This window comes from Dongia soli (assembly GCF_034044715.1).
Classification (GTDB): Bacteria; Pseudomonadota; Alphaproteobacteria; order Dongiales; family Dongiaceae; genus Dongia_B; species Dongia_B soli.
Map to the genome: position 1 here is coordinate 1,198,757 of NZ_JAXCLW010000001.1, position 26,786 is coordinate 1,225,542.

The 26,786-nt window shown below is 61.1% G+C and carries 36 protein-coding genes and 1 tRNA gene; 23 read left to right on the plus strand and 14 right to left on the minus strand.

Features of this window, described 5'->3' with window-relative positions:
• Nucleotides 1–65 precede the first annotated feature (65 nt).
• Nucleotides 66–140 (plus strand) — tRNA-Thr (locus SMD27_RS05415).
• Here the strand turns inward: SMD27_RS05415 and SMD27_RS05420 are convergent.
• From SMD27_RS05420 to SMD27_RS05475, 12 genes are all read right to left on the minus strand, one after another.
• Nucleotides 103–1,749, minus strand: a complete 1,647-nt coding sequence (locus SMD27_RS05420; protein WP_320507566.1) for a recombinase family protein — start codon at nt 1,747–1,749, stop codon at nt 103–105. The two genes, SMD27_RS05415 and SMD27_RS05420, sit on opposite strands and share 38 nt — an antisense overlap.
• Nucleotides 1,750–1,862: 113 nt before the next feature.
• Nucleotides 1,863–2,306, minus strand: coding sequence for a single-stranded DNA-binding protein (gene ssb / locus SMD27_RS05425; RefSeq protein ID WP_320507296.1), 444 nt, complete (start codon nt 2,304–2,306; stop codon nt 1,863–1,865).
• Nucleotides 2,291–2,791, minus strand: a complete 501-nt coding sequence (locus SMD27_RS05430; RefSeq protein ID WP_320507297.1) for a LexA family protein — start codon at nt 2,789–2,791, stop codon at nt 2,291–2,293. The genes ssb and SMD27_RS05430 overlap by 16 nt, the downstream gene beginning before the upstream one ends.
• Nucleotides 2,784–3,428 carry a hypothetical protein gene (locus SMD27_RS05435; RefSeq protein WP_320507298.1) on the minus strand — a complete coding sequence of 215 codons (645 nt, stop codon included), beginning with the start codon at nt 3,426–3,428 and terminating at the stop codon, nt 2,784–2,786. Before SMD27_RS05435 ends, SMD27_RS05430 begins: the two co-directional genes overlap by 8 nt.
• Nucleotides 3,429–3,439: 11 nt before the next feature.
• Entirely contained in the window at nt 3,440–4,567 is a 1,128-nt protein-coding gene (gene dnaN / locus SMD27_RS05440; protein ID WP_320507299.1) for a DNA polymerase III subunit beta, read from the minus strand.
• Nucleotides 4,564–5,016: a hypothetical protein gene (locus SMD27_RS05445; RefSeq protein WP_320507300.1), complete on the minus strand. Its 453-nt coding sequence runs from the start codon at nt 5,014–5,016 to the stop codon at nt 4,564–4,566. The genes dnaN and SMD27_RS05445 overlap by 4 nt, the downstream gene beginning before the upstream one ends.
• The gene (locus SMD27_RS05450) at nt 4,995–5,237 is read right to left on the minus strand and encodes a hypothetical protein (RefSeq protein WP_320507301.1); all 243 of its coding nucleotides are present in this window, start codon (nt 5,235–5,237) and stop codon (nt 4,995–4,997) included. Before SMD27_RS05450 ends, SMD27_RS05445 begins: the two co-directional genes overlap by 22 nt.
• Before the next feature lie 2 nt (nt 5,238–5,239).
• Nucleotides 5,240–5,437 carry a hypothetical protein gene (locus SMD27_RS05455; RefSeq protein WP_320507302.1) on the minus strand — a complete coding sequence of 66 codons (198 nt, stop codon included), beginning with the start codon at nt 5,435–5,437 and terminating at the stop codon, nt 5,240–5,242.
• A gap of 3 nt (nt 5,438–5,440) precedes the next feature.
• Nucleotides 5,441–5,656, minus strand: coding sequence for a hypothetical protein (locus SMD27_RS05460; protein WP_320507303.1), 216 nt, complete (start codon nt 5,654–5,656; stop codon nt 5,441–5,443).
• 3 nt (nt 5,657–5,659) lie between these two features.
• Nucleotides 5,660–7,243, minus strand: coding sequence for a ParB/RepB/Spo0J family partition protein (locus tag SMD27_RS05465; RefSeq protein WP_320507304.1), 1,584 nt, complete (start codon nt 7,241–7,243; stop codon nt 5,660–5,662).
• Between the two features lie 74 nt (nt 7,244–7,317).
• Nucleotides 7,318–7,521, minus strand: a complete 204-nt coding sequence (locus SMD27_RS05470; RefSeq protein WP_320507305.1) for a hypothetical protein — start codon at nt 7,519–7,521, stop codon at nt 7,318–7,320.
• A 1-nt stretch (nt 7,522) separates the two neighbouring features.
• Entirely contained in the window at nt 7,523–7,873 is a 351-nt protein-coding gene (locus tag SMD27_RS05475; protein WP_320507306.1) for a hypothetical protein, read from the minus strand.
• Nucleotides 7,874–8,134: 261 nt separating this feature from the next.
• Between SMD27_RS05475 and SMD27_RS05480 the strand changes: the two genes are divergently transcribed.
• Entirely contained in the window at nt 8,135–8,632 is a 498-nt protein-coding gene (locus SMD27_RS05480) for an SHOCT domain-containing protein (protein WP_320507307.1), read from the plus strand.
• A 4-nt stretch (nt 8,633–8,636) separates the two neighbouring features.
• On the opposite strand, the gene SMD27_RS05485 is transcribed toward SMD27_RS05480, so the two are convergent.
• Nucleotides 8,637–9,461: a S24 family peptidase gene (locus SMD27_RS05485; protein ID WP_320507308.1), complete on the minus strand. Its 825-nt coding sequence runs from the start codon at nt 9,459–9,461 to the stop codon at nt 8,637–8,639.
• Between SMD27_RS05485 and SMD27_RS05490 the strand changes: the two genes are divergently transcribed.
• A complete protein-coding gene (locus SMD27_RS05490; protein WP_320507309.1) occupies nt 9,456–9,722 on the plus strand; it encodes a helix-turn-helix domain-containing protein in 267 nt (88 codons plus the stop codon). The genes SMD27_RS05485 and SMD27_RS05490 overlap by 6 nt on opposite strands.
• An 87-nt stretch (nt 9,723–9,809) precedes the next feature.
• On the opposite strand, the gene SMD27_RS05495 is transcribed toward SMD27_RS05490, so the two are convergent.
• Nucleotides 9,810–10,091, minus strand: coding sequence for a hypothetical protein (locus tag SMD27_RS05495; RefSeq protein ID WP_320507310.1), 282 nt, complete (start codon nt 10,089–10,091; stop codon nt 9,810–9,812).
• A 162-nt stretch (nt 10,092–10,253) separates the two neighbouring features.
• On the opposite strand from SMD27_RS05495, the gene SMD27_RS05500 reads away from it, so the two are divergent.
• From SMD27_RS05500 to SMD27_RS05595, 20 genes are all read left to right on the plus strand, one after another.
• Nucleotides 10,254–10,682, plus strand: a complete 429-nt coding sequence (locus tag SMD27_RS05500) for a phage regulatory CII family protein (protein WP_320507311.1) — start codon at nt 10,254–10,256, stop codon at nt 10,680–10,682.
• The gene (locus SMD27_RS05505; RefSeq protein WP_320507312.1) at nt 10,675–10,917 is read left to right on the plus strand and encodes a DUF2312 domain-containing protein; all 243 of its coding nucleotides are present in this window, start codon (nt 10,675–10,677) and stop codon (nt 10,915–10,917) included. Before SMD27_RS05500 ends, SMD27_RS05505 begins: the two co-directional genes overlap by 8 nt.
• Nucleotides 10,918–11,428: 511 nt before the next feature.
• On the plus strand, nt 11,429–11,788 hold the full coding sequence (locus SMD27_RS05510; RefSeq protein WP_320507313.1) for a hypothetical protein: 360 nt from the start codon (nt 11,429–11,431) through the stop codon (nt 11,786–11,788).
• Entirely contained in the window at nt 11,785–12,939 is a 1,155-nt protein-coding gene (locus SMD27_RS05515; protein ID WP_320507314.1) for a DUF7146 domain-containing protein, read from the plus strand. The genes SMD27_RS05510 and SMD27_RS05515 overlap by 4 nt, the downstream gene beginning before the upstream one ends.
• Nucleotides 12,936–13,607 (plus strand): hypothetical protein, encoded by a 672-nt coding sequence (locus SMD27_RS05520; RefSeq protein ID WP_320507315.1) that lies wholly within the window; start codon nt 12,936–12,938, stop codon nt 13,605–13,607. The genes SMD27_RS05515 and SMD27_RS05520 overlap by 4 nt, the downstream gene beginning before the upstream one ends.
• On the plus strand, nt 13,604–14,188 hold the full coding sequence (locus SMD27_RS05525; protein WP_320507316.1) for a hypothetical protein: 585 nt from the start codon (nt 13,604–13,606) through the stop codon (nt 14,186–14,188). Before SMD27_RS05520 ends, SMD27_RS05525 begins: the two co-directional genes overlap by 4 nt.
• On the plus strand, nt 14,188–15,786 hold the full coding sequence (locus SMD27_RS05530) for a DNA primase family protein (protein WP_320507317.1): 1,599 nt from the start codon (nt 14,188–14,190) through the stop codon (nt 15,784–15,786). The genes SMD27_RS05525 and SMD27_RS05530 overlap by 1 nt, the downstream gene beginning before the upstream one ends.
• 257 nt (nt 15,787–16,043) lie before the next feature.
• A complete protein-coding gene (locus SMD27_RS05535; RefSeq protein WP_320507318.1) occupies nt 16,044–16,673 on the plus strand; it encodes a DUF6456 domain-containing protein in 630 nt (209 codons plus the stop codon).
• Between the two features lie 557 nt (nt 16,674–17,230).
• The gene (locus SMD27_RS05540) at nt 17,231–17,890 is read left to right on the plus strand and encodes a hypothetical protein (RefSeq protein ID WP_320507319.1); all 660 of its coding nucleotides are present in this window, start codon (nt 17,231–17,233) and stop codon (nt 17,888–17,890) included.
• A gap of 3 nt (nt 17,891–17,893) precedes the next feature.
• Nucleotides 17,894–19,813, plus strand: coding sequence for a phage terminase large subunit family protein (locus SMD27_RS05545; protein ID WP_320507320.1), 1,920 nt, complete (start codon nt 17,894–17,896; stop codon nt 19,811–19,813).
• A 2-nt stretch (nt 19,814–19,815) separates the two neighbouring features.
• The gene (gene gpW, locus SMD27_RS05550) at nt 19,816–20,043 is read left to right on the plus strand and encodes a gpW family head-tail joining protein (RefSeq protein ID WP_320507321.1); all 228 of its coding nucleotides are present in this window, start codon (nt 19,816–19,818) and stop codon (nt 20,041–20,043) included.
• 17 nt (nt 20,044–20,060) lie between these two features.
• A complete protein-coding gene (locus SMD27_RS05555) occupies nt 20,061–21,665 on the plus strand; it encodes a phage portal protein (protein ID WP_320507322.1) in 1,605 nt (534 codons plus the stop codon).
• Nucleotides 21,662–22,534, plus strand: a complete 873-nt coding sequence (locus tag SMD27_RS05560; protein ID WP_320507323.1) for a S49 family peptidase — start codon at nt 21,662–21,664, stop codon at nt 22,532–22,534. Before SMD27_RS05555 ends, SMD27_RS05560 begins: the two co-directional genes overlap by 4 nt.
• Nucleotides 22,535–22,592: 58 nt before the next feature.
• Nucleotides 22,593–23,138 carry a hypothetical protein gene (locus tag SMD27_RS05565; protein WP_320507324.1) on the plus strand — a complete coding sequence of 182 codons (546 nt, stop codon included), beginning with the start codon at nt 22,593–22,595 and terminating at the stop codon, nt 23,136–23,138.
• Between the two features lie 57 nt (nt 23,139–23,195).
• Nucleotides 23,196–23,846, plus strand: coding sequence for a head decoration protein (locus SMD27_RS05570; protein WP_320507325.1), 651 nt, complete (start codon nt 23,196–23,198; stop codon nt 23,844–23,846).
• 62 nt (nt 23,847–23,908) lie between these two features.
• Complete coding sequence (locus SMD27_RS05575; RefSeq protein ID WP_320507326.1) at nt 23,909–24,964, plus strand: major capsid protein; 1,056 nt, start codon at nt 23,909–23,911, stop codon at nt 24,962–24,964.
• Between the two features lie 75 nt (nt 24,965–25,039).
• The gene (locus SMD27_RS05580) at nt 25,040–25,627 is read left to right on the plus strand and encodes a phage tail protein (protein ID WP_320507327.1); all 588 of its coding nucleotides are present in this window, start codon (nt 25,040–25,042) and stop codon (nt 25,625–25,627) included.
• Between the two features lie 21 nt (nt 25,628–25,648).
• On the plus strand, nt 25,649–25,975 hold the full coding sequence (locus SMD27_RS05585; RefSeq protein ID WP_320507328.1) for a head-tail joining protein: 327 nt from the start codon (nt 25,649–25,651) through the stop codon (nt 25,973–25,975).
• 17 nt (nt 25,976–25,992) lie between these two features.
• Nucleotides 25,993–26,562 (plus strand): hypothetical protein, encoded by a 570-nt coding sequence (locus tag SMD27_RS05590; RefSeq protein WP_320507329.1) that lies wholly within the window; start codon nt 25,993–25,995, stop codon nt 26,560–26,562.
• A 37-nt stretch (nt 26,563–26,599) separates the two neighbouring features.
• On the plus strand, nt 26,600–26,785 hold the full coding sequence (locus SMD27_RS05595; RefSeq protein WP_320507330.1) for a DUF2635 domain-containing protein: 186 nt from the start codon (nt 26,600–26,602) through the stop codon (nt 26,783–26,785).
• The last annotated feature ends 1 nt before the right edge of the window (nt 26,786 follow it).

A 26,786-nucleotide genomic window follows, 5' to 3' on the forward strand; every position in this document is an offset into this window, starting at 1 on the left:
GCCGCTTCGGGCTGGCGCAACGGTTGCGCCGGGCCTGGAGCCCTTCCTGTCTTCGGGCAGTGCGTGCCGTTGTAGCTCAGGGGTAGAGCAACTGATTCGTAATCAGTAGGTCGGGGGTTCAAATCCCTTCAACGGCACCATCGATTTCACCCCTTTGCGAACGCTAGTAGAACAGGCCTCAGGGGCCAGGATCGAGACGATCTGGCCGTGGATCTCCAGATCGAATTCGCCGCGCTCCGGCAATGGGTGAATGTCAATCCGATCAACGAGTTGACGCATCTCCTCGATCGCCTCAGTTCTCGTTTCCGGAGTCGATAGTGCCTCGCCAAGCCGCTCGACGTACTGTCGGTACATCTCGGGCAAATGTGGATGCAGGGCGACGACGGTCGGATTATCGATCTCCTCCTGCGCCGCCGCCAGCTCGGCCCGTTCGGCTTCCAGGTCGGTCAGGGCAGCCCTCAGCGTCGGTGAGTTGGTCCCATCGGCGATCGCCGTGACGATGCGCTCGATCTTCGCCGTGACCTCCCGCAGCCGCCTTTCCGTGCCCGCCTGGCTGCGCGCCAGCTCGGCCTGGCGCTCTTTTTCCCCCTGTCGATATTCTTCCACGAACGTCGCCACGACCTCTGGCGCCAGCAGCTGGTCTCGGAGGCCATCAAGCACGCGCCGCTGCAGCTTCTCGGCCGGGATCCGCCGGCCATTCCTGCAGCTGCCGGATTCGCGGTTCTGGCCGCAGCCAAAGCGGGTTGCGTCGACCATGATGTAATTGGCGCCGCAACAACCGCAGCGGAGCAGGCCTGAGAGCAGGTGGCGCGGCCGCGTGCGCCTGGTGAGGGGCTTCCCGCCGAGATCCGCCAAGCGGGCCTGTACGGCGTCCCAGAGGTCCTGGTCGATGATCCTGAGCGCTGGCACATCGGTGGCGATACGCTCGCCCTCCGGATTGACCCTGGTCAGGCGCTGCCCCGTATCCGGATCTTTCCGGTAGCTCTGCCGGTTATAGGTCAGCCGGCCGATATAAAGCTGGTTATTCAGGATTCCGATTCCCCGCGCCTTGTTCCCGTTGATCGTGGAGGCATTCCATTTGCCGCCACGGGCGCTGGGAACGCGTTCGGCATTGAGGCGGCCGGCGATCGCACGCGGGCTCTCGCCGGCGGCGTACCAGGTGAAGATCTTGCGGACGACGGCTGCCTGGTCCTCGTCGACCTCCCGTTTCCCCCGCACCAATTCGCCGGCCGCGTCGATCGTCCGAACCACGCGATACCCGTACGTCTTGCCGCCGGGGATGCTGCCGGCGGCTGCCCGGCCGCGCTGGCCGCGTTTGATCTTCGCGGCGAGGTCTTTGAGAAAGAGCGCGTTCATCGTGCCCTTGAGCCCGATATGCAGCTCGTTGACCTCGCCCTCCGACAAGGTGATGATCTGCACGCCGGCATGGCGCAGCCGCTTGAAGATCGCCGCGATGTCTTCCTGGTCGCGCGAGATCCGGTCGAGCGCTTCGGCCAGCAAGGTATCGAAGGCGCCTGCGCGCGCATCGGCGAGCAGGCTGTTGATGCCGGGACGGTTGAACAGATGGCTGCCGCTGATGGCGGCATCGGCATATTCCCGACTGATCGAGGCGCCCAGCTGCTGGGCCCGCTCGCGGCAAATGCGGAGCTGGTCCTCGATCGAATGGCCAGACTGCAGGTCTGAACTATACCTTGCGTAGATGGCGGCGCGCGTCATTGTCGTTATGCGGTTCAATCGGCGGAATGGCATTCTGCGATGCCAAAGCAGCTCGGGCAAGCAATCGAGCGATGCGGAACATCGCGGGGTGGATCGCGCCGGCCGGGGGTGCCGGCGGCGCGGGTGGTTGCGAACGGCGTTCGCTTTTAGAACGGGATGTCATCATCCAAATCTCCAAGGCCGGTGGCGCCAGCGTTATGGCCGTAATCCTCCTGGCCGCCAGGGCCGGGATCCCGATCGCTAGGGCCGAGCAGCGTCAGCTCGCCGCGAAACTTCTGCAGCACGATCTCGGTGGTGTAGCGGTCCTGGCCATCCTGCGTGGTCCATTTGCGCGTCTGCAGCTGGCCCTCGATATAGACCGTGCGGCCTTTCTTCGCGTATTTCTCGGTCACCTCGACCAGGCGGTCGTTGAAGATGACGACGCGGTGCCACTCCGTTTTCTCCCGCCGCTCGCCTGAGCCCTTGTCGCGCCAGCTCTCTGATGTGGCGATCGACATCTGAGCGATCTTGCTGCCATCCTGAGTCGTCCGGATCTCGGGATCGCGGCCGAGATTGCCGATTAGGATGACCTTGTTCACTGAGCCTGCCATTTATCCCTACCGAGTTCGATACTGCTGATCTCAAGCGCCCTTGGCGTAAGTCGCAGGCTGCGTCGTTTGTGCGGGTCATGGCTGATGTAGCCATGCTTCTTCCCAGCATGAATGGCGTCGAAGACAATGCTCATGCTGTAGCCGGTAATCTCGGCTATGTTTCGATAGGTCGGCGATGCGCCGTGTGTGGCGATATATGTGTCGATGGCGCGCAAAACGTCTCCATGCCTTGGCGTCATGCGCGGATAGCGCGTCCGAAGGCGATTCTCTCTCTCCCTGAGTAGAATTTCGCATACCCAAACAAAACGAGTCTCAAGTTGGTCGATCGATCCCCGGATGCCACTCTCGATGTCTGCCAGCCAGCCCTGCAGCGTGTCGTCGGTGAGAATTTGGAAGTTGGCAGATTGCCGATCTTTATATCTGAGATTCATCGATCTCCATCCAACCGCACCAGCGTCAGAAACCGGCATGGATTTGTCAGCCATGGCTGACCTCCATCTCGCGGCGGATCGGCAGATCCAGGCCGCAAGCACGAACGGCATTCGCGAGCATGCGAGCATAGTTGTCGCGGGCAGCCAGCCGGCTATTGGGGATGATGCGGCCGGTGAGTGGCGCCGGCAGGGCGATCTGCCAGGCTGGATGCGGCGTCATGAGATCCCGCTTCTCGGTGGCGAGCAATGTCAGATCGGCATGCCTGATCATATCCTCGATATCGTCCGACATCGGCGGCAGGCCGAAGGCTTCGAAGATCGCGCTGTCGATAAGATTGGCCAGACTCCCGAGAATGTTCTGCCCGGCATAATGCGTGATGGCGCGCTTGAGTGGCGAGGTCCAGTCACCGAGATAGGCCTCATGCGCGTCGTGCAGCGCTGCATAAAGCACTGCGCGGTGGTTGCTGGGGTCGGTCTGCTGAACCAGCAGGGCGACGCGCGAAGAATGCTCGGCCACCGAATAAAAGAGGTCGCCGGCAAGGGCGCCATTCCAGCGGCAGAGATTGGCAAGGTGGGTGGCGATATCGCGCCAGTCCACCTGGGCGGCGGAAGGCGACAATAGATCGAAGCGGCCGCCGGTGGATGTCGCGATCCAGGGCGTGTAAGGGGCGGATGCGAAACGCAAGGACATCGAAGTGCCTCCTAAACACGGATCGGCATCAGGACCATCCGGAGACGGGAGTCCTGGGGGAAGGTGATGAGAACCGGCGAATTTGGCTCGTCGAAGGCCAGGGCGACGGTCGAGCCGAGTCCGCCATCGATCGCTTCATGAAGATATTTGACGTTGAAACCGACATTGAGTGGCTGCGCGAAGCCCTCGATCGCCATTTCATCGCGGGCATTGACGCCGTCCTCGCTGCCGGCACTCATTTCCATGATCTCGCCGGTGAATTTCAGCTGCAGGCCGCGACCCTTCTTGCCCCCGGCAAAGGGCCCGATGCGCGCTGTCATGTCGACCAGAGCCTCGCGGTCAACGGTGGCAAGGTGCGGGTTTTTCTTTGGGATGACGCGATCGGCGTCGGGAAATTGCCCGTCGATCAGCTTGCTCAGGATCGTCAGGTCTCCGACCGTCACTTCGATCAGGCTGGAATCCAACCTGACCGACAGGCTCTCCTCATCCTTAATCAATCGCAGGAGGTGGTGGACCGTCTCGCGCGGCACGATGACCTTGCCGGCCGCCTCGAAAGCCTTGACCATGTCGTCATCGGCCCGCATCTCGGCTCGCGCCAGGCGGTGCCCGTCCGTCGATTCGGCCCGCAAATGCGGCTCACCGTTCTCCGACGTGACGACCAGGAGATGAATGCCGTTGAGGTAATAGCGCGTTTCCTCAGTACTCATTGCATGGGCACAGCGGCCGAACAGAAATTTGAGATCGCTTGCCCCGATCTGCCAGGCTCCGCCGCCGGATAGGTCGCGGTCGACTGGAAAATCGGCCACAGGGAACGTGGGAAAGCGGAACCGGGTCTTGCCGGCCTTGCCCGTCGCCTGGGTTTCGTCGGCGGCCAGCTCGATCTGGCTGCCAGCCGGCGCCGCCGCAGCGGCACGCGATAAGGCCGTCGCGTCGATCAGGGCTGCACCTGGCTCGGTGACGTCCACTGTCATCGTAGTCGATGCCTGCAGCGTCAGGTCGGTGCCGGTGATGGTTAGGCGGGATCCGCGCACGGTTAGTTTGACACAGCCCAACACCGGCACGGTCTCACTGCGCTTGACGATCCTGTCGATCGCCATCATCGCGTTGCGAAGCACATCGCGCTCGATGGTGATTTTCATGAGTAGGCATCCTCCTCGGCTTCGGCCCAATTGGCCCAATTGGTTTCGGTAAAAGTCAGGCCGGCGGCTTCCTCGCCGCAGCGCGCGGCGAAGTCCTCCAGGATCTCCTCGCAATAGCGGGATGAGAGCGGGAAGCTTTCGCCGAGCCGCTCTTCGGGGCGGCATTCGATCCAGGGCGCGAGAGCGCCGTTCCGCTCGGCGTCGATCCAGACCTCGTAACTGCTGCGGTATCGGCTGCGCAGCTCGGGCTCGCGACGGATCGCTACGGGGCAACGCGCCTGGAGCTTCGTGAGCTCGTCGGCGACGCAATCGGGGATATCGGGCCAGCCGTAAAGTGGGTCCTTTTCCTTCCGGACCTGCTGGGCGAATTGGCCGAGGGGCATATCACTGGCGGCCTGGAGATCGAAGCCGCCCCAGGAGGCGGGTATCATTGGCGTAATTTCGGCCATGGTGACTGGACCTTCAATCGGTTGCGGAGATAAGCAGCTTCGCTGCGGTTTCTGGCGGCCTGGGCCATGCAGTCATCGGCGGCGTCGCCATCGCCGGCCGCGCGCAGACCAGCTGCTCTTGCGATCAGTGATGCCGCCTCGCTGATCAGCCGCCGTGCCTGTTGCTCGTCCGGTGGCACCGGGATCTTGCGGACAAGAGGCTTCTTGCGCAGGCGGCCCATGGCTAATCCTCCCTGGTCCTGAGGTGGCGCTGGATCGGCGCGAGGATCTCGGGCAGCTCATTGCGCCCCATCTCGTCGGTGATGCTGTCATCTTCGTCGAGGCATCGGCCGCAGAGCTCGATGTCGCCGGGCACCAGCGAGGCGGGCGTGTCGTCGCGCGTGGTTTTCAGGCGGCGGCGGCAGCGCGCGCATCGCTGCATGACTCAGTCCTTCCGCTCGGCGGCCGCCAAGGCAGCGGCGCCGGATCGGGTGAGGGCATATGGGGCGAGCAAGGAGAGATATCCGGCGGCGGCTAGTCGACGAATCATTCGGCGCTTGGCACCGCCCATATTCTGGCCATCCATGTACCAGGCGCCGCCCTTATCTCGGGCTGCCCTGAGCGCGGCGACCTGGCGTTTCGTGAAGTGAGGAGCCGGCATCGCTCAGTCCCCATCCTCTTCGGCTTCGCCGGTCTCGATCTCGTCTTCGACCTCTTCGTCCTCGGAGTCGCCGTTGACAGTGAGATAGTCCGGCCTCTCGATGCCGGCGAGGTCGAAGGCCGCCGCTTCCCAGGGCTCAAGATCGCTATAGGTGTTGAGGTGGAGCGAATGAGCGGCACATTTGGCTGCCTGGGCCAGGAGTGCTTTCTGCCCCATATTGCAGAGCTGTTTCCATGAGAGGCGGGGCGTTTCGAAATCGGCGGAATGCCAGAGGAGGACACGCAGGCTGAAGGTGGGGTCTTTCTCGATCGCTGCGCGGATACGCGGGGTCATCTCCCCCAATTCGTCGCGACGGCGTTCCCGTTCGGCGAATTCCTGTTGCCGGGCTGCTTCATCCGCCTTCGAGCTTTTCTCCGCCCGCTTTTTGACCAGTCCCTCATGAACTTCGATATTGTTTTGCCAGTCGAGGATGACCAGCACACCTGCCTTCTTCTTGTCGGTGCTGGGAAGCGGCTCGTACTCGCCGCGATGCCAGTATTCCTTTAGTTCGACCCACTTCCAACCCTCCGCGCGTTTCTCTGCGACGAGATCCTTGGCGGCGTCCTTCTGCAATTTCTTGAATTCCTCGCCGTCCACGAAGTATTCGCGGCCCGTGTCGTCTTCGTGGATCTCGCCGGTGTAGCGATCACGCGGAAACTTCGCTTTCTCCGCCGGTATCAAGTTGGCTGTCAGGCGCTGCCGGATCTCATCGCCGGTCCTGACGCCATAATTGTTGGTCTGGATTTTCTTAAGCAGCGTCTTTTGCCGCTTCTCATCGGCCGATGTCAGAGCCCGCGCCTGGTCGATGTTGATCACGCCCTCCGATAGGGCCTGTTTGACCGGCTCGGCCAGTTTGGTGACCAGCGCCAGGCGCTGCTGAACAAAGCGTTGCGTCTTGCTGATCTTCTCGGCGATCTGCGCCGTGCTCCAGGCGAGCTCGGTAAGCGCATGGAACGCTTCGGCCTCTTCCATCGGCGAAAGCGCTTCACGCTGCAGGTTTTCCAGCAGGGCCAAGGCGCGATGCTGGGCGTCGTTGGTCTCGATGATGACCGCGCGCATCGGCTGGCTGGCATCCCAGCGCTTCAGCACCTGGATGTTGAGGCCCGTGGCGCGCCAGCGGCGCTCGCCCGCGACGATGTGATATTTCGGCTCGTTCTCCTGGGGGAAGATCACTTTGCGCAGCACGATGTTCTGCAGCTGGCCATGCTCGAACAGGCTGTCGGCCAGGCCGCGCAGGGCTTCGGGCTCGAAGTCGCGGCGGGGATTGAGCGGCGAGGGGCCGATCTCACCCCACGGGATGAGCAGCTCGCCGGCACCGCGACCGCCACTGTCGCCGCCCTGGCCTGCATCGGGAATGCCCATCAGCTCGGCGACCGAGCGGTTGAGGATCGGCGCGAGCTTTTCGGCGGTGGGGATGCTGATGATCGAGGCCTTGCCGCTCACGATATCGGCGATGGTGGTCTTCGGCAGGCCGGCATCGCGAGCGAACTGGCGCTGGCTGATGCCGGTTGATTCAAGATGCGACTTGAGAATGGCGGAAATCGACACGATCCCTCCTTAACCCGAACGGCGTTCGCGGTATCTGGTTGTTGCGTGGCGCCGGTATCGGCGCGGTGTGGCTGCTAGCGGTTCGCGGGCGGCGCCGGAGTCAGATAGGCCAGGCGGGCGATGCGCTGGCCGCGCGGCCCGGCGATCAGCGCGCGGGTGTCATAGACCTGCTCGACCGTGTGCTGCGTCCCCTGGAACAGGACGGCCTGGCCGCGCGACACCGGGATGCCGACGCTCGGCGCCGGCTGGCCTGGAAAGGCGAGGATGCGGGCCGACATCTCAGGCCACCCGCTCGCGGTAGCGGCAGCCGCCAGGGAATTCGGGCGGCAGCGTCGATTTCGTGAGGCCGGCGGCGATGTCCTCATCGCTGAGATGGGGGCGAACGTCGTTCGCACTCAGATGCGGCGCGGCTTGGTAGGCCATCAGGCGGGCGACGTGGCGATGGATCTGCAAATCATCGGCGGTGAATCCGACGGCGAGCAGATCCCGCTCTTCGCAGCTGCCGAACACCCGATGCAGAGCGAGCATGGCGGCGGCCATTTGCGCGCCGATCGGCTTTTGACGATCGACACTGAGGGGAAAGGCGAAAGTCGCGTCCTGCTGCCGGACGCTGGCGATATGACGGGGCATTGGGTCTCCTCCCTTCTGAGGGGGCCGGGCGGCGGTACTTGGGCAACCGCCACCCGGCTGCTTCAAAGCGCAAACGCGTCGACCGATGATCGGCGTTCACTTAGCAAGCGGAGTATTCGCTAAATTTCGCGAATCAGTCAAGCGGAATTCGCGAAATTTAGCGATAAGGCTTCGACCATGGGGGCTGCTATTGTTCGGTTCGATTGATGGTGACCAACGAAATTCGGTCAATAGTGGTGTTGGGGCGAATCGAGGGGCGATATGGCAAACGGTGGCTCGCATACGAAGAAATTCCTCGCAAAAAAAGCGAAGCCGGGGGAAACCTTGGTCGCTGCGCTTGAAGGCTATAAAGGCAAGATGATGGGTAAGGGTGAGGAGGCGATGCATAACGGCGCTCTGATCCTGACCGATCAGCGCGTCGCCTTTTATCGTGCTGGATTGTTTGGCGAGATTTTTGAAACCATCCCGCTGGATAAGCTGAGCTCGGTAGAGACGAAGACGCTCCTCGGCCACAAAACGCTGTTTCTGCACACGTCCGACGATGCGATCGAGTTCCGGTCTTTTGAGAAGGGCGCCGCCTACCAAGCATTTGTCGATGAGCTGGAGCAACGTCGGCATGGCAGCAAACCAAATTCCACCCAGCCCGCGGCATCATCCGCCATCGATAAAATCCGGCAACTGTCGGAATTGAAAGCAGCCGGTGTGCTGACCGACGCTGAATTCGAGACGAAGAAAGCAGACCTTTTATCGCAGGTCTGAGGGACTAGAAGCGGCGAATCAGGCCTTTCACCCGGCCGATGATCGTATCCTCTTCGACCAGCCATTCCTCGGGAGGATAGATCGGATTGCTCGATCGGATGTGAATTCGCATTGGGTTCGATTGCGCGACTGTGCTCACGTGCTTGACCATGATGCCGTGCCCATCGAACACAGCAAAGATGCCGGCCGGGGACGGAATGCGATCGGCCGTATTGACGACGACGCGGTCGGCCGGCTCCAAAACGGGCAACATGCTGTCCCCGTCAACTTCGAGGATAAGCAAGTCGCTCGAACGGCCAAAAAAGCCCTGGGGCGCTGTCCAGACGTCCTTCGGATGCTCCACCTGCTCCGGTAGCTGGCCCGGTCCCATGCCGGCGCGGACCTCGACTTCTCGAATATCCTGGCCGCGCGACCCGGCACGGTGACGAAGCCGCGACTCGGGAGGTTGGACCTCTGCCGGTTCGCCATCGCCGAGGAGGACAGCGACGGTTGTGTGTTCTGCTTTGGCCAGTCGCTCCAGCACGCGCGTGCCGAGACTCTGGCTCTTTCCCTTGAGAAACGAGCGAATGCCACTTTCGCTGACGCCAGCCTTCTCGGCCCAGCCGTTGATCGTGAGCTTGCGCGCCTGCATGAACTTGCGAAGCGCGAGGCGTCGCCGCTCGGCGATTAGTTGGTCGGGATTGCCCTTAGGCATTTCGTCTCCGGAAAAGTCAGCAAAATCAATATGCTGATCGCGATATTCCGGCTCTTCGCGAAATTCCGCGATAGCGAAATTTAGCGAATGACTTGACGAGTTCGCGAAATTTAGCGAATTATTCGCGTCATGCACATCGACCTTTCTATTTCTCGGGTTCGTCATTATCGCCTCGCACAGGGTTGGAGCGTCCTCCGCCTGGCCAAGGCCGCTGGCGTGAACGAAAGCACGATCCGGAAGATCGACGACCCGAACTGGTCGCCAGTCGCGGATACACTGCGCCGATTGGAGCGAATCATTCCCCAGGACTTCGATGTTCCGTCAGTCCCGGTGAACGACAATCGCGCTATGGATGATGCGCCGGGCGACGCGGCCAAGCCAGGGGTACGGGCATGACCAGTACCCTTCTGCTGCTCATTCCACTTCGCGGGCGTGGTGCAGGCTCGGCATCAGTTCGAGACAATTGGACGCCGATCCTTCGCATCATTTCGTGGTTCGTTGAGCGCGTGCCGGTGCAATCCCCGGTCCGTCTATTGCTGCCAACACGTTTTCCAGGTGGAGTCGGGCGGCTTCGTAGAGCGAATGGTGATCTGGGTTCCCACCCTGACGTGCTTCCAAAGTCAGGAGGCCTTCGTCAATGACCTCACGCAATTCGCCGGCTGTAACTAAGCCTTTCTTGATCAAAAGGTCCGCCAGCCTCCCCATGAAGACGGTGTTCGCTACCGTCATGCCGCGAAACCAGCACGCCATTTCCTCGTCACCCACTTTTCGCTCCTTAGCCCGAGTCGCAATGGCCAAGCGTAGCGGAGCCAGCACGGATGCGTCTATTGGCGCCCTCGTACGCAATCACCTATCAAATCAGGAGCGGCTTTAATGCGTCCCGGCCACAGTATGAAACCGCGTCCATCCGGGACGCTGAAATCAGCCATGACATCCCTGGTCGAGAGTTGCGGCGGGCAGGAGCGCGTCGGCCAGATCCTGGTCAAGTCACAATCGCAGGTCCAGCGCTATACCGATCCGCTGCATCCAAGGGCCGAATTATCATTGACCCAGGTCATTACCTTGGAAGCCGTGAGCGGACAGCCTTTAGTGACGGCCTATCTCGCCCTGCAGGCGCATCATGCCTTGATTCCGCTACTTGCCGAGGCGGACCTGCCCTTAGCGGTCGATATGGCGCGGTTCGGCGAACGCGCGGCGGCACTGTTCTCACGGTACGCGACGGCCATGGCGGATCATCGGCTGACGCCGCAGGAAGCCGGCCAATTGAAGCAGGGTGTCTCGGAAGTGATGCATGCTTTGGCGTCGATGCTGGCCGATCTCGATCTCGTCATTCAGGAGGGCGTGCAGCATGGCTGATGCTGGTGGGATCGCGGCCGATCGCTTGAAAAGCTTCATCGAGCGGATCGAGCGGCTGGAGGAAGAGAAGGCCGCGATCGGCAGCGATGTGAAGGAAGTTTATGCCGAGGCGAAATCCTCCGGTTTCGACACGAAAATCATGCGGCAGATCGTGCGCCTTCGAAAGATGGAAGCACATGACCGCGAAGAACAGGAACAACTGCTCGATCTCTACAAACAGGCGATCGGGCTCTAACGAGGCAGCGGGAAAACGTCATTACCTAGCGTGAGCCTGCGGGCAAGCAACAGCGCAAAACATCGGGCGTGACCAGGCCGGGAGAGTAGCGGCCACAGAATCGAGTTCGGCAGCAGCGTGGAAGAACACGCAGGCTTAAAAAATCGCGGTTCCGGCTGTGCGCACGGCCAGGGGGCCAGTCCACCGCACCCCGCTACGATAGCGGTATGCGTCCGCAGGACAGTCGGCATCGAGCCGGCCTGCCGAAGCGAGTCCCGTCCATGAAAAGCAGTCTCCGGCTGCGAGGGGCGGGCTGTCCGGGGCGGATCAGGCAACGTCAAACCTGGCCGATGAAATGGCCGCTCTAGTGCGGAAAGGCGTGACAGCCGGAAGAGACCGGCAACCCGGATCAGCGGGTTATCTGATCACCCTTCTGCAGCCGTCGTCTCCCTAAGCTGCAGATTGGAAAACGGAGGGGCGCCTGCCGGGGGCTGCTAATGCCCGGCATCACTTGCATGTGCTTGGGGGAAGCATGATCTGCCGAACTGCCATCAATCAAGCCGGCGTCGCGCGTCTGTCGACGCCTGAGCCGCGAGGTATCTTCGTGCTGCACGAGACCGGTGGCCAGCCGATCTCGCTGGTCGGCTGGCACGCAGGTAAGCGTCGATCGCGCGTCATCACGGACGAGCGGGCGCTTGGTTTAATGCGTCAGCTGGCGATGTCGGCACTCTCAGGAGAAGCATTCCGCATCTGGGCTGACGAGGACGGCGAACAAGAGTTGGGTGTAGTCCTGCCGATCCATGGGCTCAATCTGATCGTCGATCTCGCGAATGCCGTTCGCGCCAACCATGCGGCCTTGCTTCGGGCGGCAAAACTGGCAGGTGCGGCATGACGGGCGGTGAGGCTCGGCCGATCCAGACCGAGGATATCAAGGTAAAGCTGTCGATCGACGCCGTAATTGGCAACGTCATCGCCCTGAGGCGCTCCGGTGCCGAGCTGATCGGGCTCTGCCCGTTCCACCAGGAGAAAACGCCCAGTTTCTTCGTTCATCCCGGCAAGCAGCTCTATCTCTGTCGTGGCTGCGGCGCCGGTGGCGATGTCGTGACCTTCTACCGGGAATATCATGGGGTTGACTTCAAGGAGGCCATCTTAGCCCTGGCGCAGCTCGCCGGGATCCCGGTGCCGGAAGAGGCGATGCTGCAGGCCAAGCCGAAACAGAGCCTGGCGCCGAAACCGGCCGCGCGCGCCGGCGCCGCAACCACCGTCGGGCAAGAAGAGCGTCAGCGCCGGCAGCTGCAGGACAGGATCTCGCTGATCTGGCGCGAATCCTTGCCGGCCAATGGCACGCCGGTCGAGACCTATTTGCGGGGGCGGGGTGTCGATCTCGAGGCGATCGACGGTGTGCCGATCACGCTGAGATTCCATCCGGAGCTCGCGCATATTCATAAGGAGACCGGGCAGCGCAGCTGGTGGCCCGCCATGGTGGCTGCAGTGCAATCGCCAACCGGCAAGCTCGTCGCCGTGCATCGTACCTATCTGGCGACGCCCGATGCGGCGGGCCGGGTGCGGAAAGCGCCGAAAGACCGCGTGCCGAAATCCAAGCTGATGCTCGGGCCCTGTGTCACCGGCGGCACGCGCCTGGCGCCGGCCGGCGAAAGGCTAGGCATATCGGAAGGCATCGAAAACGGCTTGGTGGTGATGTCGGCGCTGGCGCGCGCGGGAAATCCTCTCCCGGTCTGGGCGGCCTTGACGCTCGGCAATATCGGCGGTGGTGGCGAGCCTGGCTATCCATCCAGGCGGCATCCGATCGATCCGGAGAAGCGGGTCCAGACCGAACATCCCGACATGTCGCGTCCCGGCATTGTGTTGCCGCCGAAGGTACGGCAGGTGGTGATTCTCGGCGATGGCGACAGCGATCCCTATTGCACGCGGGCAATCGTCAATCGCGGCGTTCGGCGTTGGCAGGCCGAAAGCCGAGAGGTCGAGATCATCTGGGCCAATCCCGCGATGGATTTCTGCGACATGGCCGGGGGCGGGGAATGAGTGCTTTATACGATAGTTCTTCGAAACGCATCCAGTTGCTCGCCGATTTCGGCTCTCCATTTTGGAAGAAGTCGACTGACGTTTGGGTTTGCTTTCGCGAGATCGCTCTCGATCTTCTCGTAGAGAGCATTCAGGTTGTTGGTAATCTCAATCGGATCTGCGGCCAATGGAATAACCGTCTCGTCGAGCGCCCTTCTTACATTCCGCAGATTACGCAAAACGACCTGAAGCGTGTTACAGCCGTCGACGATTGTGTCGCCTCTGGCTTTGGGCAACTCGCTGGCCAGCCCCCAAATCGCATCAATGGTCGAGATAACGATGTCATCGAGGTCATCAAGCTCCTGACGCACCGATTCTCGCATATGTTCGGACGCTGCTATCTGAGGCAGGTTTTGGCAAATCCGCAGCTTGTGCTCGAATATCTGATTGCAATTTGTGACGGTCCTCAGCTCCAGCATCCTGCCCAGAGATGCCTGTTTAGTTTTGGCATCCCTCTCATCTTTCCGGCGCTTCCAAGCTTCGACGCCGACGAGCGCTACCACACTTATAATGGCGACGATGCCTGTGAAGAGCGTCTGATACCCATATGCAAGCGCCCCCAGATCGCATGTGAGAAGACCACACCACGTATCCATCGTGTTCCCCAGGTTAAAGGAGCCGCCTCGTGAGCGGCCTCGGCGCCATGATGGCCGGTGGCAACGGCAGGGGCAAGCCTGACAAGGAGTGGTATCCAACGCCGCGCGAAGCGACGGCGGCCTTTCTCCGCGCCGAGCTGGGCAAGATCCTCGATCTCTGTGACGGCTATGTCCGCGAGCCAGCCTGTGGTGACGGCGCGCTCGCTTGCGTGCTCGAGGACCACGGCCTGATGGTCGAGGCGTCCGACCTGGTCGCGCGTGGCTACGGCGTGGCCGGGCTTGATTATCTGACGTGGCGCCCGAAGGGGCGAATGCCGGGCATCATCACCAATCCACCCTTCTCCCTGGCTGAAAAGTTCATCCGTCACAGCCTGGCCCTCGGTGCGCCCTATGTCGGTATGTACCTCAAAGCCAGCTACTTCCACGCGATCGACCGGGATCTGCTCTGGGGTGAGCATCGCCCGGCGATGATCTATGCGCTGACCTTCCGCCCGGATTCGCTCGGGCTCGGCGCGCCCACCATGGAGGCGGGCTGGTTCGTCTGGCGCCGCCGTTACCGCGATGACTTTGTCGATGCCGCGGCCTATCGCCGCTTGGGTAAGGTTGATGAGTAATGAGTGAGAGTGCCAAGCCGCTCGCCGGCATCGCGGCCATGTTCGAGAAGCCACAGCCCCGAGCGCAACGCCGTGATCTCGATCTCGCCAAGCTACCTCGGAACGACTACGGCAACGCGCAGCGGCTGATCGAGCGCTTCGGCCGCGATCTGATGTATGTCGATGAGCACGGCTGGTATGTCTGGGACGGCCGAAGGTGGTCGGGCGAAGCAGGCGATGTCCGGGCGCTGATGATGGCGCATCAGACGGCCGAAGCCATCAAGAAAGAGGCGGCGGCGCTCAAGGAAGAGATGCTCGGCATCTTCGACCTGCCAATGGCAGATCGTCCGCCTGGCTTCGACCGCGAAGAAACCGAAGATGCGATCAAGAAGCACTGGTCCTTTGCCGTAGCCAGCGGGAACACCAACAAGGCCAATGCCATGCTGCAGGCCGCGATTCCCTATCTGCGGGTGTCGCCGCGCGAGCTCGATGCCGATAACTGGCTGCTCAATGTGTTGAACGGCACCTTGGAGCTGCGGTACATCACCGGCGACGGCCATCCCGGTATCCGGTTACGAGAGCATCGGCGGGAAGATCGCATCACGCTGCTCGCAAATGTGACCTATGATCCGCAGGCGCAGGCACCGATCTGGAATAAGACGGTGGATCGGGTGCTGCCGGTGGCGCCGGTGCGGATCTATCTGCAGACTTATCTCGGGCTTTGCCTAACCGGTGACGTCTCCGAGCAGAAGATCGCTATTCTGTCGGGTGTCGGCGCCAACGGCAAGTCCACCATCGTCGATGCGGCGCACCATCTGCTCGACGATTACGCAGCGATCACGCCCATCCAGACGCTGATGTATGACGATCGCCGCAGCGGCAGCCAAGCCTCGCCTGACGTGGCGCGGCTGGAAGGCAAACGCCTTGTCCTTGCGTCCGAGCCGGAGGTGGGGCAGCGGCTATCCGAATCCTTCGTCAAGATGGTGACCTCGGGTGAGCCGATTGCAGCCCGACATCTCAACAAGGGCTTCTTCGAATACCTGCCGCGCTTCAAGCTGGGCGTCTCGGTCAATATCAAGCCGACGGTGCAAGGCCAGGATCATGGCATCTGGCGCCGCATCACCATCGTGCCCTTCGATGTGGTGATCCCGGAGGAAGAGCGCGACAAGCAGCTCGGCGAAAAGCTGGTGCCAGAACGCAGCGGCATCCTGAATTGGTTGCTCGAGGGCCTGACCCGGTGGTTTGCCGATGGCCGGCTGGTGACGCCGGATGAGGTGAAGGCCGCGACCGAGGATTATCGGGAAAGCACCCAGCCCTTCAGCCAGTTCGTGAAGTCGGCACTGCGCGAGTCGCCCGGCGCGACCGTCACGGCGAAGCGTGTCTATGAGCTCTACAAGGAGTGGTGCGACGCCAACGCCTATGAGCCGCTGTCGCAGTCCAAGATCGGCCGCCTGCTCGACAACATGGGTTTCAAGAAACACAAGGTCGGCATCGTCTACTACGTCAACACCGAGCTGGTGGTGGAGACATTCAAGCAGCCGAAGCCGGTCGAAACAGATGACGATGACGGTGGTGGCGATGGATCGCCGGAGCCGCCGCCGCCCGAGATGGACAGTTAAGTGTCCACGGCGCGCAAAGTGTCCACGGCATAAGTCCTTGGTTTTGTTGGTGGTGACGGACAGTTGGACAGTTTGGACAGTTTTTCCCATGTACGCATAGGCCTTCTCTTTCGCTTATAGCGATGGCCTTCCGTCCAGACTGTCCAACTGTCCACTCCCTCCAATCTCTCCAAAGACTTAGGCCCTTTTTCAACTGTCCACCAACTGTCCATAACTATCCAGCAAGGTGGTTATCGGAATTTTTAAGGGGAATTCTGATGGGAAAGCTGAAAGCGAACCTGAAGGCGATCGAGAAAAGCGCGCGGAAGAAGATCAGGAAGGACATCCGCTCCTATGCGATCAAGCCGAGCGATGTCGTGACCGATCCCGCCGTCATCCTGCGTGACCGCGCGGGCGTGGCGATCGCTGTCAGCAATGACGACTTCGGCACGACCGAGCGCCGCCAGCATGGCGAGGTGAAGATCGAGAAGGAAAACAGCGATACCCATGCCCGCGTCATGACGGCGACGGTGCTGGATACCATGCTCAACCGGCGTGAGCTGGATTTCGACAAGGAGAGCGGGGACCATCAGCGCCTGTGGCTCGCCGGTGATCAGCTGCGCCGGGACTTCCATATCGCCGGTATGCAGCCGCGCGTCGTGTCGACCTTGATGCAGTTGCCCGCCGGCAAGGGCGAGATGTCCGACATGGCCATCGATGCTCGCCGTCGCATCATGCTGGCCGGTCGCGCTGTCGGCCCCGTGCTCGAACCGATCCTCGTGCATGTCATCTGTCATGATCTGCCTGCGAAACACTATGGCCGTGGACGTGGCCTCCGAGCCGAGATCGCGAACATCACCATGTTCCGCGCCGCCATCGCCACGCTCGCCTATCACTATGGCTATTGACTTCGAACATATGTTCGATTTAGCTTCCTCCCCAATGATGACGAATTGCGCCCGCCACTCCTCAGAGTCGCGGGCGCTTCCGTTTCAAGGACGTGTTGTTATGGATGATCTCTTTGCCAACGCGCCGATCCAGTACCTGATCGTCGGAAGCGATGAAGCTGAGAGAGGGCTAAGCCCGCACGTCACGCGGACTGCTACCGAGATCATTGCAGCCGTGTTCGCTCTCAGTGACAGGATCACGCATGTCGCTGTGGCATGGAAACTTAACGTTATTGCCATTGTCACAATCGGCGGGGAACTATGCAGCGCTGACTTGGAGACGCTGCAGGACCTCAAGCCTGTAAGCCTAGTCCTTACTGTGCGAGCTGCCGAGTACGCCGAGGGCCAGGCGCTCATCCGATCGGCTGGCGCCCTGCCACCCCCGGGGGTCGCGGGTCCTTCCTAGGGGGTCCGCCTCATACGGGCAACGCAGCCGCAGGGTTTCGCCAGTTAGTGACTAAATTGAGAGCCTAAATTTAGTCCTTTAGCGCAATTGAACGAGTTGAGATATGCAGACGGTGCAGGGCATTGCCACTGCGGCGGCGCCGCTGCTCGCGAGCGCGAACGCCGTTCGTCGGTTGGTCACGAAAGGTAAGCTGGCTGAGATCGTCGGCGTCACGCCTGGCCGCATTTCTCAGTATCTCCGCGAAGGAAAGATCTACGGAGATGCCATCGTCGGTGAAGGTCGGAACGCCAGCATCGATGTCGACCTGGCCTGCAGCCAACTCGGCGTCACCCTCGATGCGGCGCAGCTCGCCGCGCAAGGGAGACCGGTGCCAACTGGATATCGAAGTCCAGGGTCTGGCGAAGGCAGCGATACCCCAATCCCGCTGAACGATGCCCAGCATCGATACCAGCAGGCGCGGGCCGATCAGGCAGAGATCGCCTTGCGCCGAGCGAAGCGTGAGGAAGAGGAAGAACGCGGCGTCTACATCCGCACCGAAGACGCCAAGCGGGAATGGACCCGTACCCTGACGGAGATCCTCGTAAGCCTGGAAGAGACGATGCCAAAGATGGCCGACGCACTCGCCGCAGCGTTGCACATCGATCCGAAGGCGGCCACCGTGATTCTTCGCGGAGAGCTGCGCGCCTGGCGGGAAAGCGTTGCGTCGAACGCGCGGGCAGCCGCTGCCAATCAGCCTGAGGTCCTAGAGGAGGACGATCCGGCGGGAGATTAATTTATGCCTGATGGTGGATTTCTCGCGAACCCTCGTCGGATCGTTGCGGACATTGTTGCCGAGACAACACAGCCGCCGCCGCCTTTGGACTTAAATCGGTGGGCGCAGGACAACGTCCGCTTCGGGTCGGAAAGCTCTATCCGTGGTCCCTACAACCCGGAGCTATTCCCGTTCTTCACGCGGCCCTTGGAGGTACTGGGGCCGGAGCACCCCGCACGCGTCGTCGTAATGAAGAAATCGGCGCAAATTGGTGGCACCGTACTCGCGCAGATATTTCTCAGCGCCTCGATGGACATGGACCCTTGCGGCGTCATGTACATCCATCCAACCGAGGTTAACGCGGCGCGCTGGGCCAAAACCAAATGGAAGCCGATGATCCGGCAGTCGACGGCGTTGACTGCGATCTTCGGCAATGCCAAATCGCGGGATAGTTCGCACAGCCTCCTGTTTCAAGAAAGAAAGGATGGTCGGGGTTGGCTGCAAATCAGTGGCGCAAACTCGGCATCGAGTCTTTCGATGCTCAGCGCAAAGAAGCAGATTCAGGACGATCTTTCCAAATGGGAATTGAATGACGCCGGCGATCCGGAGACGCAGGCGGATAGCCGCAGCAAAGCGTTCGCCTGGGCGAAGATATTCAAGATCAGCACGCCGCTGATTGAAGACGGTTGCCGGATCACCAAGGCATTCCTGCGATCGACTCAGGAACATTACCATGTGCCGTGCCCGCATTGCGGCCATCAACACCCGTTGGAATGGGAGAATTTGCAGAGCTACATCGAAGCCCACCCGACCGATGAGCCATGCTTCACCTGCCCTAGCTGCGGCGGGCTGATCGAACAGCATCACCGGTACCAAATGAACCGGCTCGGCAAATGGGTTGCTCGCAATGCCTTGGCTGTGATGATCGGCTTTTATCTATGGGCGGCCTATTCGCCTTTGGAAAGCTGGGTGAACATTCGTGATGCATGGCTTGCGGCGAAAGGTGACCCGGCGAAAGAGCAGGCTTTCCTAAATGATACCGTTGGGTTTGCCTACAAAGCTGCCGGTGAGTCACCGCCATGGGAAGCGATCAGAGATCGAGCGGCCGCCGGCGAGCTAAAGCTTGGCGAGATCCCGGTCGGCGGCCTGCTGCTTTCGCTGGGCCTGGACTGCCAGAGCGATCGTGTTGAGTGGCATTGCGTTGCCTTCGGCAGGGACCTGCGCCGCTGGACCATCGAGTATGGTGTTATCGAAGGTCACATCTCCGATGGCGAAACACGGCGCAAGCTTGACGAACTGGTAAAGCGCACCTGGCCGGATAAATTCGGCAACCGGCGCCAAGTCGGCATGGTCGCGATCGACGGCAACGCTTGGACGGATGATGTGTTCGATTGGGCGAAGCGGCATCCAGCCAGTCGCGTGATGATGGTCCGCGGCGCGAAATCGGACCTGGCACCATTACTGGTTAAGGTGAAGCGGGAGAAAAACAAAGAAGGTAAAACCGTCAAGTATGCGGGGCGGTTTTTCAATGTTGGCGTCTCCCCCATGAAGATGTCTCTTTACAAGAATCTGCAGAAGCTCGATCCGCTCGAGCGAGGTTACTGTGGATTTCCCGTAGGGTTGGATGACGACTATTACCAGCAGCTCTGTGCCGAGCGGCGAACACCCAAGAAACGCAAAGACGGCTTCGTCGACTATCGCTGGACCAAGGATGCGGCGCAGCGAAATGAAGTGCTTGATACGGCCCTTTACGCGGAAGCGGCTGCTATCCGCCTGGGCTGGCGAAGTAAAACCGACGACGCCTGGGATCAGCTTGAGAAAGAACTGGAAGCCTCTCGCGGCTCCGGACAGCTCGATCTCGAGGATATGTTGCCGGCCGCGCCGTCGCCGGCAGCATCGCAGCCGTTAACGAACGGAATCTCTTTCGCAAGTAGGTTGGCTTGATCATGACCAATGCAGAACGTGACGCGTTGCGGGCCGAGCTGCAGACGCTCGTGAAGGCTCGGACAGAGTTTCTCACCGGCAAGCGAGTGGTCACCGCTCAGTACAATGGCAGAAGCGTCACCTATGCGGCTGCGGACCTCAACGAGATTCGGCGGCGGATTGCCGAGATCGAATCTCGCTTGGGGTTGTCACGGCGCGGAGCCATCGGCGTTCGCTTTACTCACCGCTAGGTCGGGAGGATATCAACATGTCTAACCGTCTTGGCACGAGCGCGCTCGTGAACGCCGATGGCTCGCCGATGCTGCCTGTCAAATCGGCTCGCATCCCTGCTTATCATGCGGCGGATTTCACTGGGCAGGACCTGGCGGGCTGGCATCCGGGGCTGGCCTCAGCCGATATGGACCTGCTCTATGAGCGGGATGCCATCACGGCCCGTATCCGCGATATGGCGCGGAATGATGGCTGGGCCAGTGGCATCGTCAGCAGCGAGTTGGACAATGTCATCGGCAGCGGCCTCCGGCTATCGGCAAAGCCTGACTGGCGCGCGCTCAATCAGACTCGGGAATGGGCTCATGACTGGGGCACGCGCGCAGAAGCTCTGTGGCGAACCTATGCCAATGATCCGGGGAAATACTGCGATGCAAGCCGTCATTCGCAGATGGGCGGCGTCTTCGGCCTCGGCTATCGACACTATTTGCAGGATGGCGATGCTCTGGCGACGCTGTTGTGGAAGCCGGGCAGAGGCGGGAAGTGGGCGACGGCGGTTCGCGTGATCGATCCTGACCGGTTGTCGAACCCGCTCAGCCAGATGGATAGCGATCACATTCGCGGCGGCGTGGAGATCGATGAAGATACCGCGGCGATCGCTTACTACATCCGTAAGCGGCATCCGGCGGACATACCGTCCGCGAGCATGAATAGTTTTGTGTGGGAGCGTGTTCCACGTGAAACGGCTTGGGGCCGTCCGGTGATTGTCCACTTCTACGACAAGACGCGCGATGGTCAGACACGTGGCGTGGGGCGCCTGACGCCCATCTTGGAAAAACTCAAGATGGTGTCGAAGGCCAGCAAGGTCGAACTGCAGGCAGCCGTTCTCAATTCGATTTTCGCGGCATTCATCGAAAGCCCGTTCGATCACGAGCTGCTGACGGAGATCCTCGAAGAAGGAAATGGAGCGAAGATCAATGGCTATCAGGATGCCCGCGCGGCGTTTCATGCGCAGCGACAGGTCAGCCTGAATGGCATTCGCATTCCAACGTTGTTTCCGGGCGACAAGTTCAGTTTTCAGACGGCGGCTCGGCCCAATGTCGCCTTCGTGGAATTCGAACGCGCCATGCTGCGCAACATTGCGGCGGGCACAGGTCTCAGCTACGAGCAAATCAGCAGGGACTGGTCGCAGTCGAATTACTCGTCGGCGCGGGGTGCTTTGCTGGAAACCTGGAAAACCTTGATCACACGGCGACGGGCCTTTGCCGCCAGTTTTGCCACACCGATCTATGGCGCCTTCCTGGAAGAGGCTATCGATCGGGGGGAATTGGAAGAACCGGCGGGTGCGCCCAGCTTTTACGATGCGCGGGCAGCTTATTGCCATTGCCAGTGGATCGGGCCCGGCCGTGGCTGGGTCGACCCGGTCAAGGAAAAGCAAGGGGCGCTGATCGGCATCAATGGCGCCATGTCGACCTTGGAAGCGGAGTGCGCCGAGCAAGGCGTCGACTACCAGGAAGTCATCGAGCAGATCGGGCGTGAAATAGCTGAGCTGCCGAACGGCGTCTTGCATCCTGCGCAACGGGATTGGGCGCAGTATATACGGATGCAGGGCGGCCAGCAGGAAGAGGAAGGGCAAAAGGCATGACGCGGGAAATCTTGCTCGGGCAGGCCGCATCGCCCAGGCCGGTGCTGTATCGACGAGATCGCTTCGCCGAGTTTTCGGGCCTGTTGCGTCAGGTGGCGCAGATGACCGAGCCGCCAAAAGGTGCCTATGTGGAAGAGGCGAACGACGATCGCCGTCGCCTCTATCATCTTGCCGGCAATGTCGCCGTCATCCCGATCAGGGGCATTCTGCTCAACCACTTCCCGTATGTGGGCTGGCCTTATGCGACGGGCTATGACGCCCTGTACTGCCAATTCGCTCAGGCCTTCACCGATCCGGAGGTGAAGGCCATCGTCTCCTATATAAATAGTGGCGGTGGCGAAGTGGCCGGGTGCTTTGATCTCGTCGATTGGATCGCCGAGGCTAAGGTTACCGATGGTAAACCGGTGCTCGCGGTGCTGGATGAATGTGCCTTCAGCGCGGCCTATGCACTTGCATCCGCTGCGGACTCTATCGCCGTGCCGCGCACCGGCGGCGTCGGGTCGATCGGCGTCATCATGGCGCATTACGACATGTCGGGGTGGCTCAAGCAGGTCGGCCTTGATGTCACCTTGATCAAAGCGGGTGAGCATAAGGCTGACGGAAATGCCTATGAACCATTGCCTGAGGCCGTTGAGGAGCAATGGCAGGCTGACTGTGAGGAATTGCGGGTCCTCTTTTGCGAGACCGTTGCTCGAAACAGATCAGCCGCCGGTGTCAAGGTGAGCGTCGATCAGCTGATGAGCACCGAAGCGGCAGTTTTCGAGGGTCCGTTGGGGCTGGCCGCAGCAATCAAGCTCGGCCTGGCTGACGAAGTCATTTCAGCGAGGGCGGCGATGAACCGGGTCCTCGATCAGATGGCCGGCGCATAGCAGCATCGGCACCATGGGGTCGCGTGCCGGCCCATCACCCACAATCAGGAGACTGACTATGCGCAAGTTTGGCGTATTGGCCGGCTTTGGCCGGAATGCGGCGCGTGTCGCCGAGGAAGAGGCCAGGAAGAAGGCGAAGACCGCCAAAGCCGAGGAAGATGATCAGGACGAAACCGAGGCTGAGGACGAGGAAGAAGACGCCGAAGAGGAAGCCGCCGAAGACGACGACACCGACGAGGGTGACGCAGCGGCCGAAGACGGCGAGTCTGATGAGGATGACGAGGACAGCAAGCAGGATGCTCGCAAGGCACGGCGTCAGGAGCGCAAGCGTTGCCAGGCGATCGTCACCTCGGCGGAGGCTGAGGGCAGACTGGCTTTGGCCTGCCATTTCGCATTCGGGACATCGATGAGCGTGAAGTCGGCGATTGCCGGCCTCAAGGCTGCGCCGAAGGCCGAAGCGGGCGGCAAGGGCGGCCTGGCTGCGGCCATGGCCCAGCTCGGTAATCCCAAGCTTGGGATGGACGGCAAGAAGGCCCCGCAGAGCCGTGCCGGCATCGATCATCGGGCGATCTACGACAGATTCAACGGCGCGAAGTCGCGCTAACCCATCAATCTCGCGGCCGGAGATCGGCCATCCACTCTAGTGCATGGGAGTTACCACATGCCTCAGGTCATTAAAGAGGGCCGGTATACCGGCGAATTTATCGTCTCCGAAGCGAACGGCCATCGCAGTCGCGAGCAGGTCGTCTTGTTGGCGGGAGAAAACCTCGAAGCCGGATCGGTTCTGGGTCGCACCCTGGCCGGTGCGGTTGCGGCTGCCCAGCCGAAGGCCGGCAATACCGGCAATGGCGTCATGGGCGCCATCACAGTCGATGGTGCGGCGAAGATCGGCCAGTATCTTTTGACCATCACGGCGGCGACGGCAAATGCCGGCAGTTTCACGGTCGAGGATCCCGACGGCATCGAGGTCGGCAATGGCGACGTGGCCGCAGCCTTCGAGGGCGGCGGTCTATCCTTCACCCTGGCTGACGGGGCGGTGGATTTCGGTGTTGGTGACGGCTTCGTCATCGCGGTCTCGGGCGGCACCGAAAAATACAAGCAGTGGAATCCCGCGAGTGACGATGGCTCGGCTGATGCCGTTGCCGTCTTGTACGACAATGTTGATGCCACCGATGGTGATCATCGTGCCGTTGTCATTTGCCGGGACGCCGAGGTAAACGGCCAGTGTCTCGCCTATTTCGAGGACGCCGAGGCCGACGACATTGCCTTGGCCGCCGCCCAGCTCGCAAAGCGCGGCATCGTCGTCCGATAGGCGCCAGCCCGCCTTCCCATGTGGCGCAGTAGCGCCTTTTCATTTCGATAGGAGAGCTCCCCATGGCGTGGGAAATCCCGAATATCTTCACGGGCAACGCCTTTTCGGCGATCAGCCTGACCACCATGATTAATAATGTGCCCTATGCGCCCAATTTCCTCGGGTCGCAAAACATCTTCGCTGCCGATGGTGTGCGGACCACGGATGTCGGCATCCTGTCGCGCAACGGTGCGCTGGAAATCGTTGCGACCAGCGAACGCGGTTCGCCCCCGCCGCAGAGTGGCCACCCCAAGCGAGATGTTCGCAAGGCGACCGCCGCTCATATTGCACTTGAGGGCACTGTTTATGCCGACGAAGTGCAGGGCGCCTTTGCCGATGGCATGGTCAGCGGCCAGCCGGAGCTGGAAACGGCACAGGGCCTGCTTGAGGATCGGCTCAATGGTCCGTTCGGCCTGCGAGCTCGGATCGAACTCACGCATGAATACCATCGCCTCGGCGGCATTCAGGGCATTGTCGTCGATAAGGATGGATCGACGCTCTACAACTGGTACCAATTCTTCGATATTGCACCGATGGCAGATGGCGCGACGAATTTCGGAGCGCTCACCGCCGATAAGGGCACCTTCGAGATGCAGTGTAACAAGTGGGTGCGGGAGATGCTCAGGGAGCTCGAAGGGCTGCCGGTCACGACAATGGTCCCGGTCGTCTTGTGCGGCGATAATTATTATGACCAGGTCTATTCCAACAAGGAAGTGAAGGCTGCGCGGGCCACGTCGGATACTGGCCGGGACTCCGATGTCTTCAAGGAGATCAAGGCCTTCAGCCACTTCTATTACGGCGGCATTACCTGGGCCAATTATCGCGGCACCAAGGATGGCAAAGTCGGCATCGGCACCGACGAGGCTCGGTTGTTCCCGATGGGTGTGACTGGGCTCTTCCAGATGCTCTTCGCCCCGCCTGACATCATGGGGATGACGAATATGAAGGGCCTGCCGGTCCATGCCTTCATGCCGCCGGAGCGTCAGACCAGTCGTCAGGCGGTTGTGGAAGCACAATCGAATCCGCTGACTATCTGTCTGCGGCCACGTGCGTTGCGCCGGCTGACCATGACGGGCTGATCTCTAAGGCGAACGGCGTTCGCGATGACAGCGAGGGCGGCCTAGAGCCGCCTTCACTGTTTCAGGGAGGTGCTTATGCCGATCAGCATGAAGGTCTCGATCGATTTCTCGCAGTTCAAGCAGGCGCTGAGCCAGCTCGGCGAGAAACACTTCCGTGCCGCCGGCATGATCGCCGTCAACGACACCGCGCGCCAGGCCAATAACCTGGCCGTCAAGCTTGTCGCCAAGGAAAGTGGCCTCAAATCGTCGGATGTGCGGAAGCGCGTACGGATCATCAGGGCCAGCCGATCGACCTTGACGGCGATCGTGCGCGGATCTGGCCGGGCATTACCGCTCTATACCTTCAATGCGCGCCAGACCAAAGCCGGTGTTTCGGCGAAGGCCTGGGGCAAACGGAAGGTCTATCGCGGCTCGTTTATCGCGACCATGAGGACCGGCCATGTCGGCGTCTTTACCCGCACCGGTGATGATCGGCTGCCGATCAAGGAGCTGTTTGGTCCAGGCGTTGCTGGAACGATGGGCCGGGCGGAAGTCCGCGCGCAAATCGAGGCGCTGATCCGTGAAAGGCTGCCCATCAATGTGAAGCGCCAGATGGAACGCCGTCTTCGGGCCATTTCCGGCAAGGCAAGGCTCGCAGCGGCGGCGAAGAGCAAGCTTCGATAGCGGAAAATTGGAGGCGTGGCGGTGGCGATCGATTTTGACGAGCTGGTCCTGGCGCCTTGCCAGGAGATTTTCGGCGCCGATGTGCTGTTCCAGCCGAAATCCGGCGGCATCTTCCACCTCAGAGGCATCTTCATCGGCGATTTTCAGCCGGTTGAGGTGACGACCGAGGGCGTAGTCCAGGGGCAGACCCAGGTTATCGGTCTGCGCCGGCACCTGTTGCCGCAAGAAGTGCGTCCACGCGACCTTTTCATCATCACCGACAAGCGTGGTGTCGCTTGCACATACGAAGTGAGCGAAGTCCAGCCCGACAGCGAAGGCGACGTCCAGGTGCATCTCTTCACAAAGTGAACGTTGAGGGCGTTTCCATGGCTTTTCGATCAGATCTCCGCAGGCGCACGGTCGCTGTGCTAAGCCGGGCCGCACTCGTGCCGAACGGCCATGTCCACAACAGCCGGAAATTGCCGACGGAGCGCGCGGAGCTCGATGCAATCTCGGTTTTCACCTTGAATTCGGAGCAATCGGGGCCCAACGCCTGGATGTCAGCGCCGCAATTCGATGCCGAAACCGAACTGAGTATCGAGGTGGCCATCGATGACGATGACGATGAAGCTCTTGCGGACAAGATCGACACGCTTTGTGAGCGCATCGTCGAGGTCCTGTTGACCGATGCCGACTGGGTCCGCGCCATCCAGGGCGTATCTTCGGTCAACACGGCCATCCGGCCCGATACGAAGTCGGACAAGCGCACCGCCGGCGGCACGATCACCATGACGGTGACGATGAGCCAGATCTACGAGCCGGTTGTCACGGACGATTTCGACAGTACCGAAATCAAAACGGACGTGATCGATCCGATCGCTGATCCGAACAAGCAGTACCCTGGCCCTGACGGCCGCATCGAGGTCAGGCAGGTCATCGACCTGCCGCAAGACTGATTCAATCCGCCATTTCGGCCAATCTTTGGAGCCTGCCATGCGCGTAAAGCCTGCGCCGGGGATGACGATCGTCGACCCGGATCGTCACGACATCTTGCCGGCCGAAGGTCGGAACGTCCCCGAAACCGCCTATTGGCGTCGCCGTCTCAATGACGGCGGCATCGTTCTTGACGCGTCCGAGCAGAGTTCCGCGCCGGCCGCAGCTTCGCCGAAAGGAGCTTAAT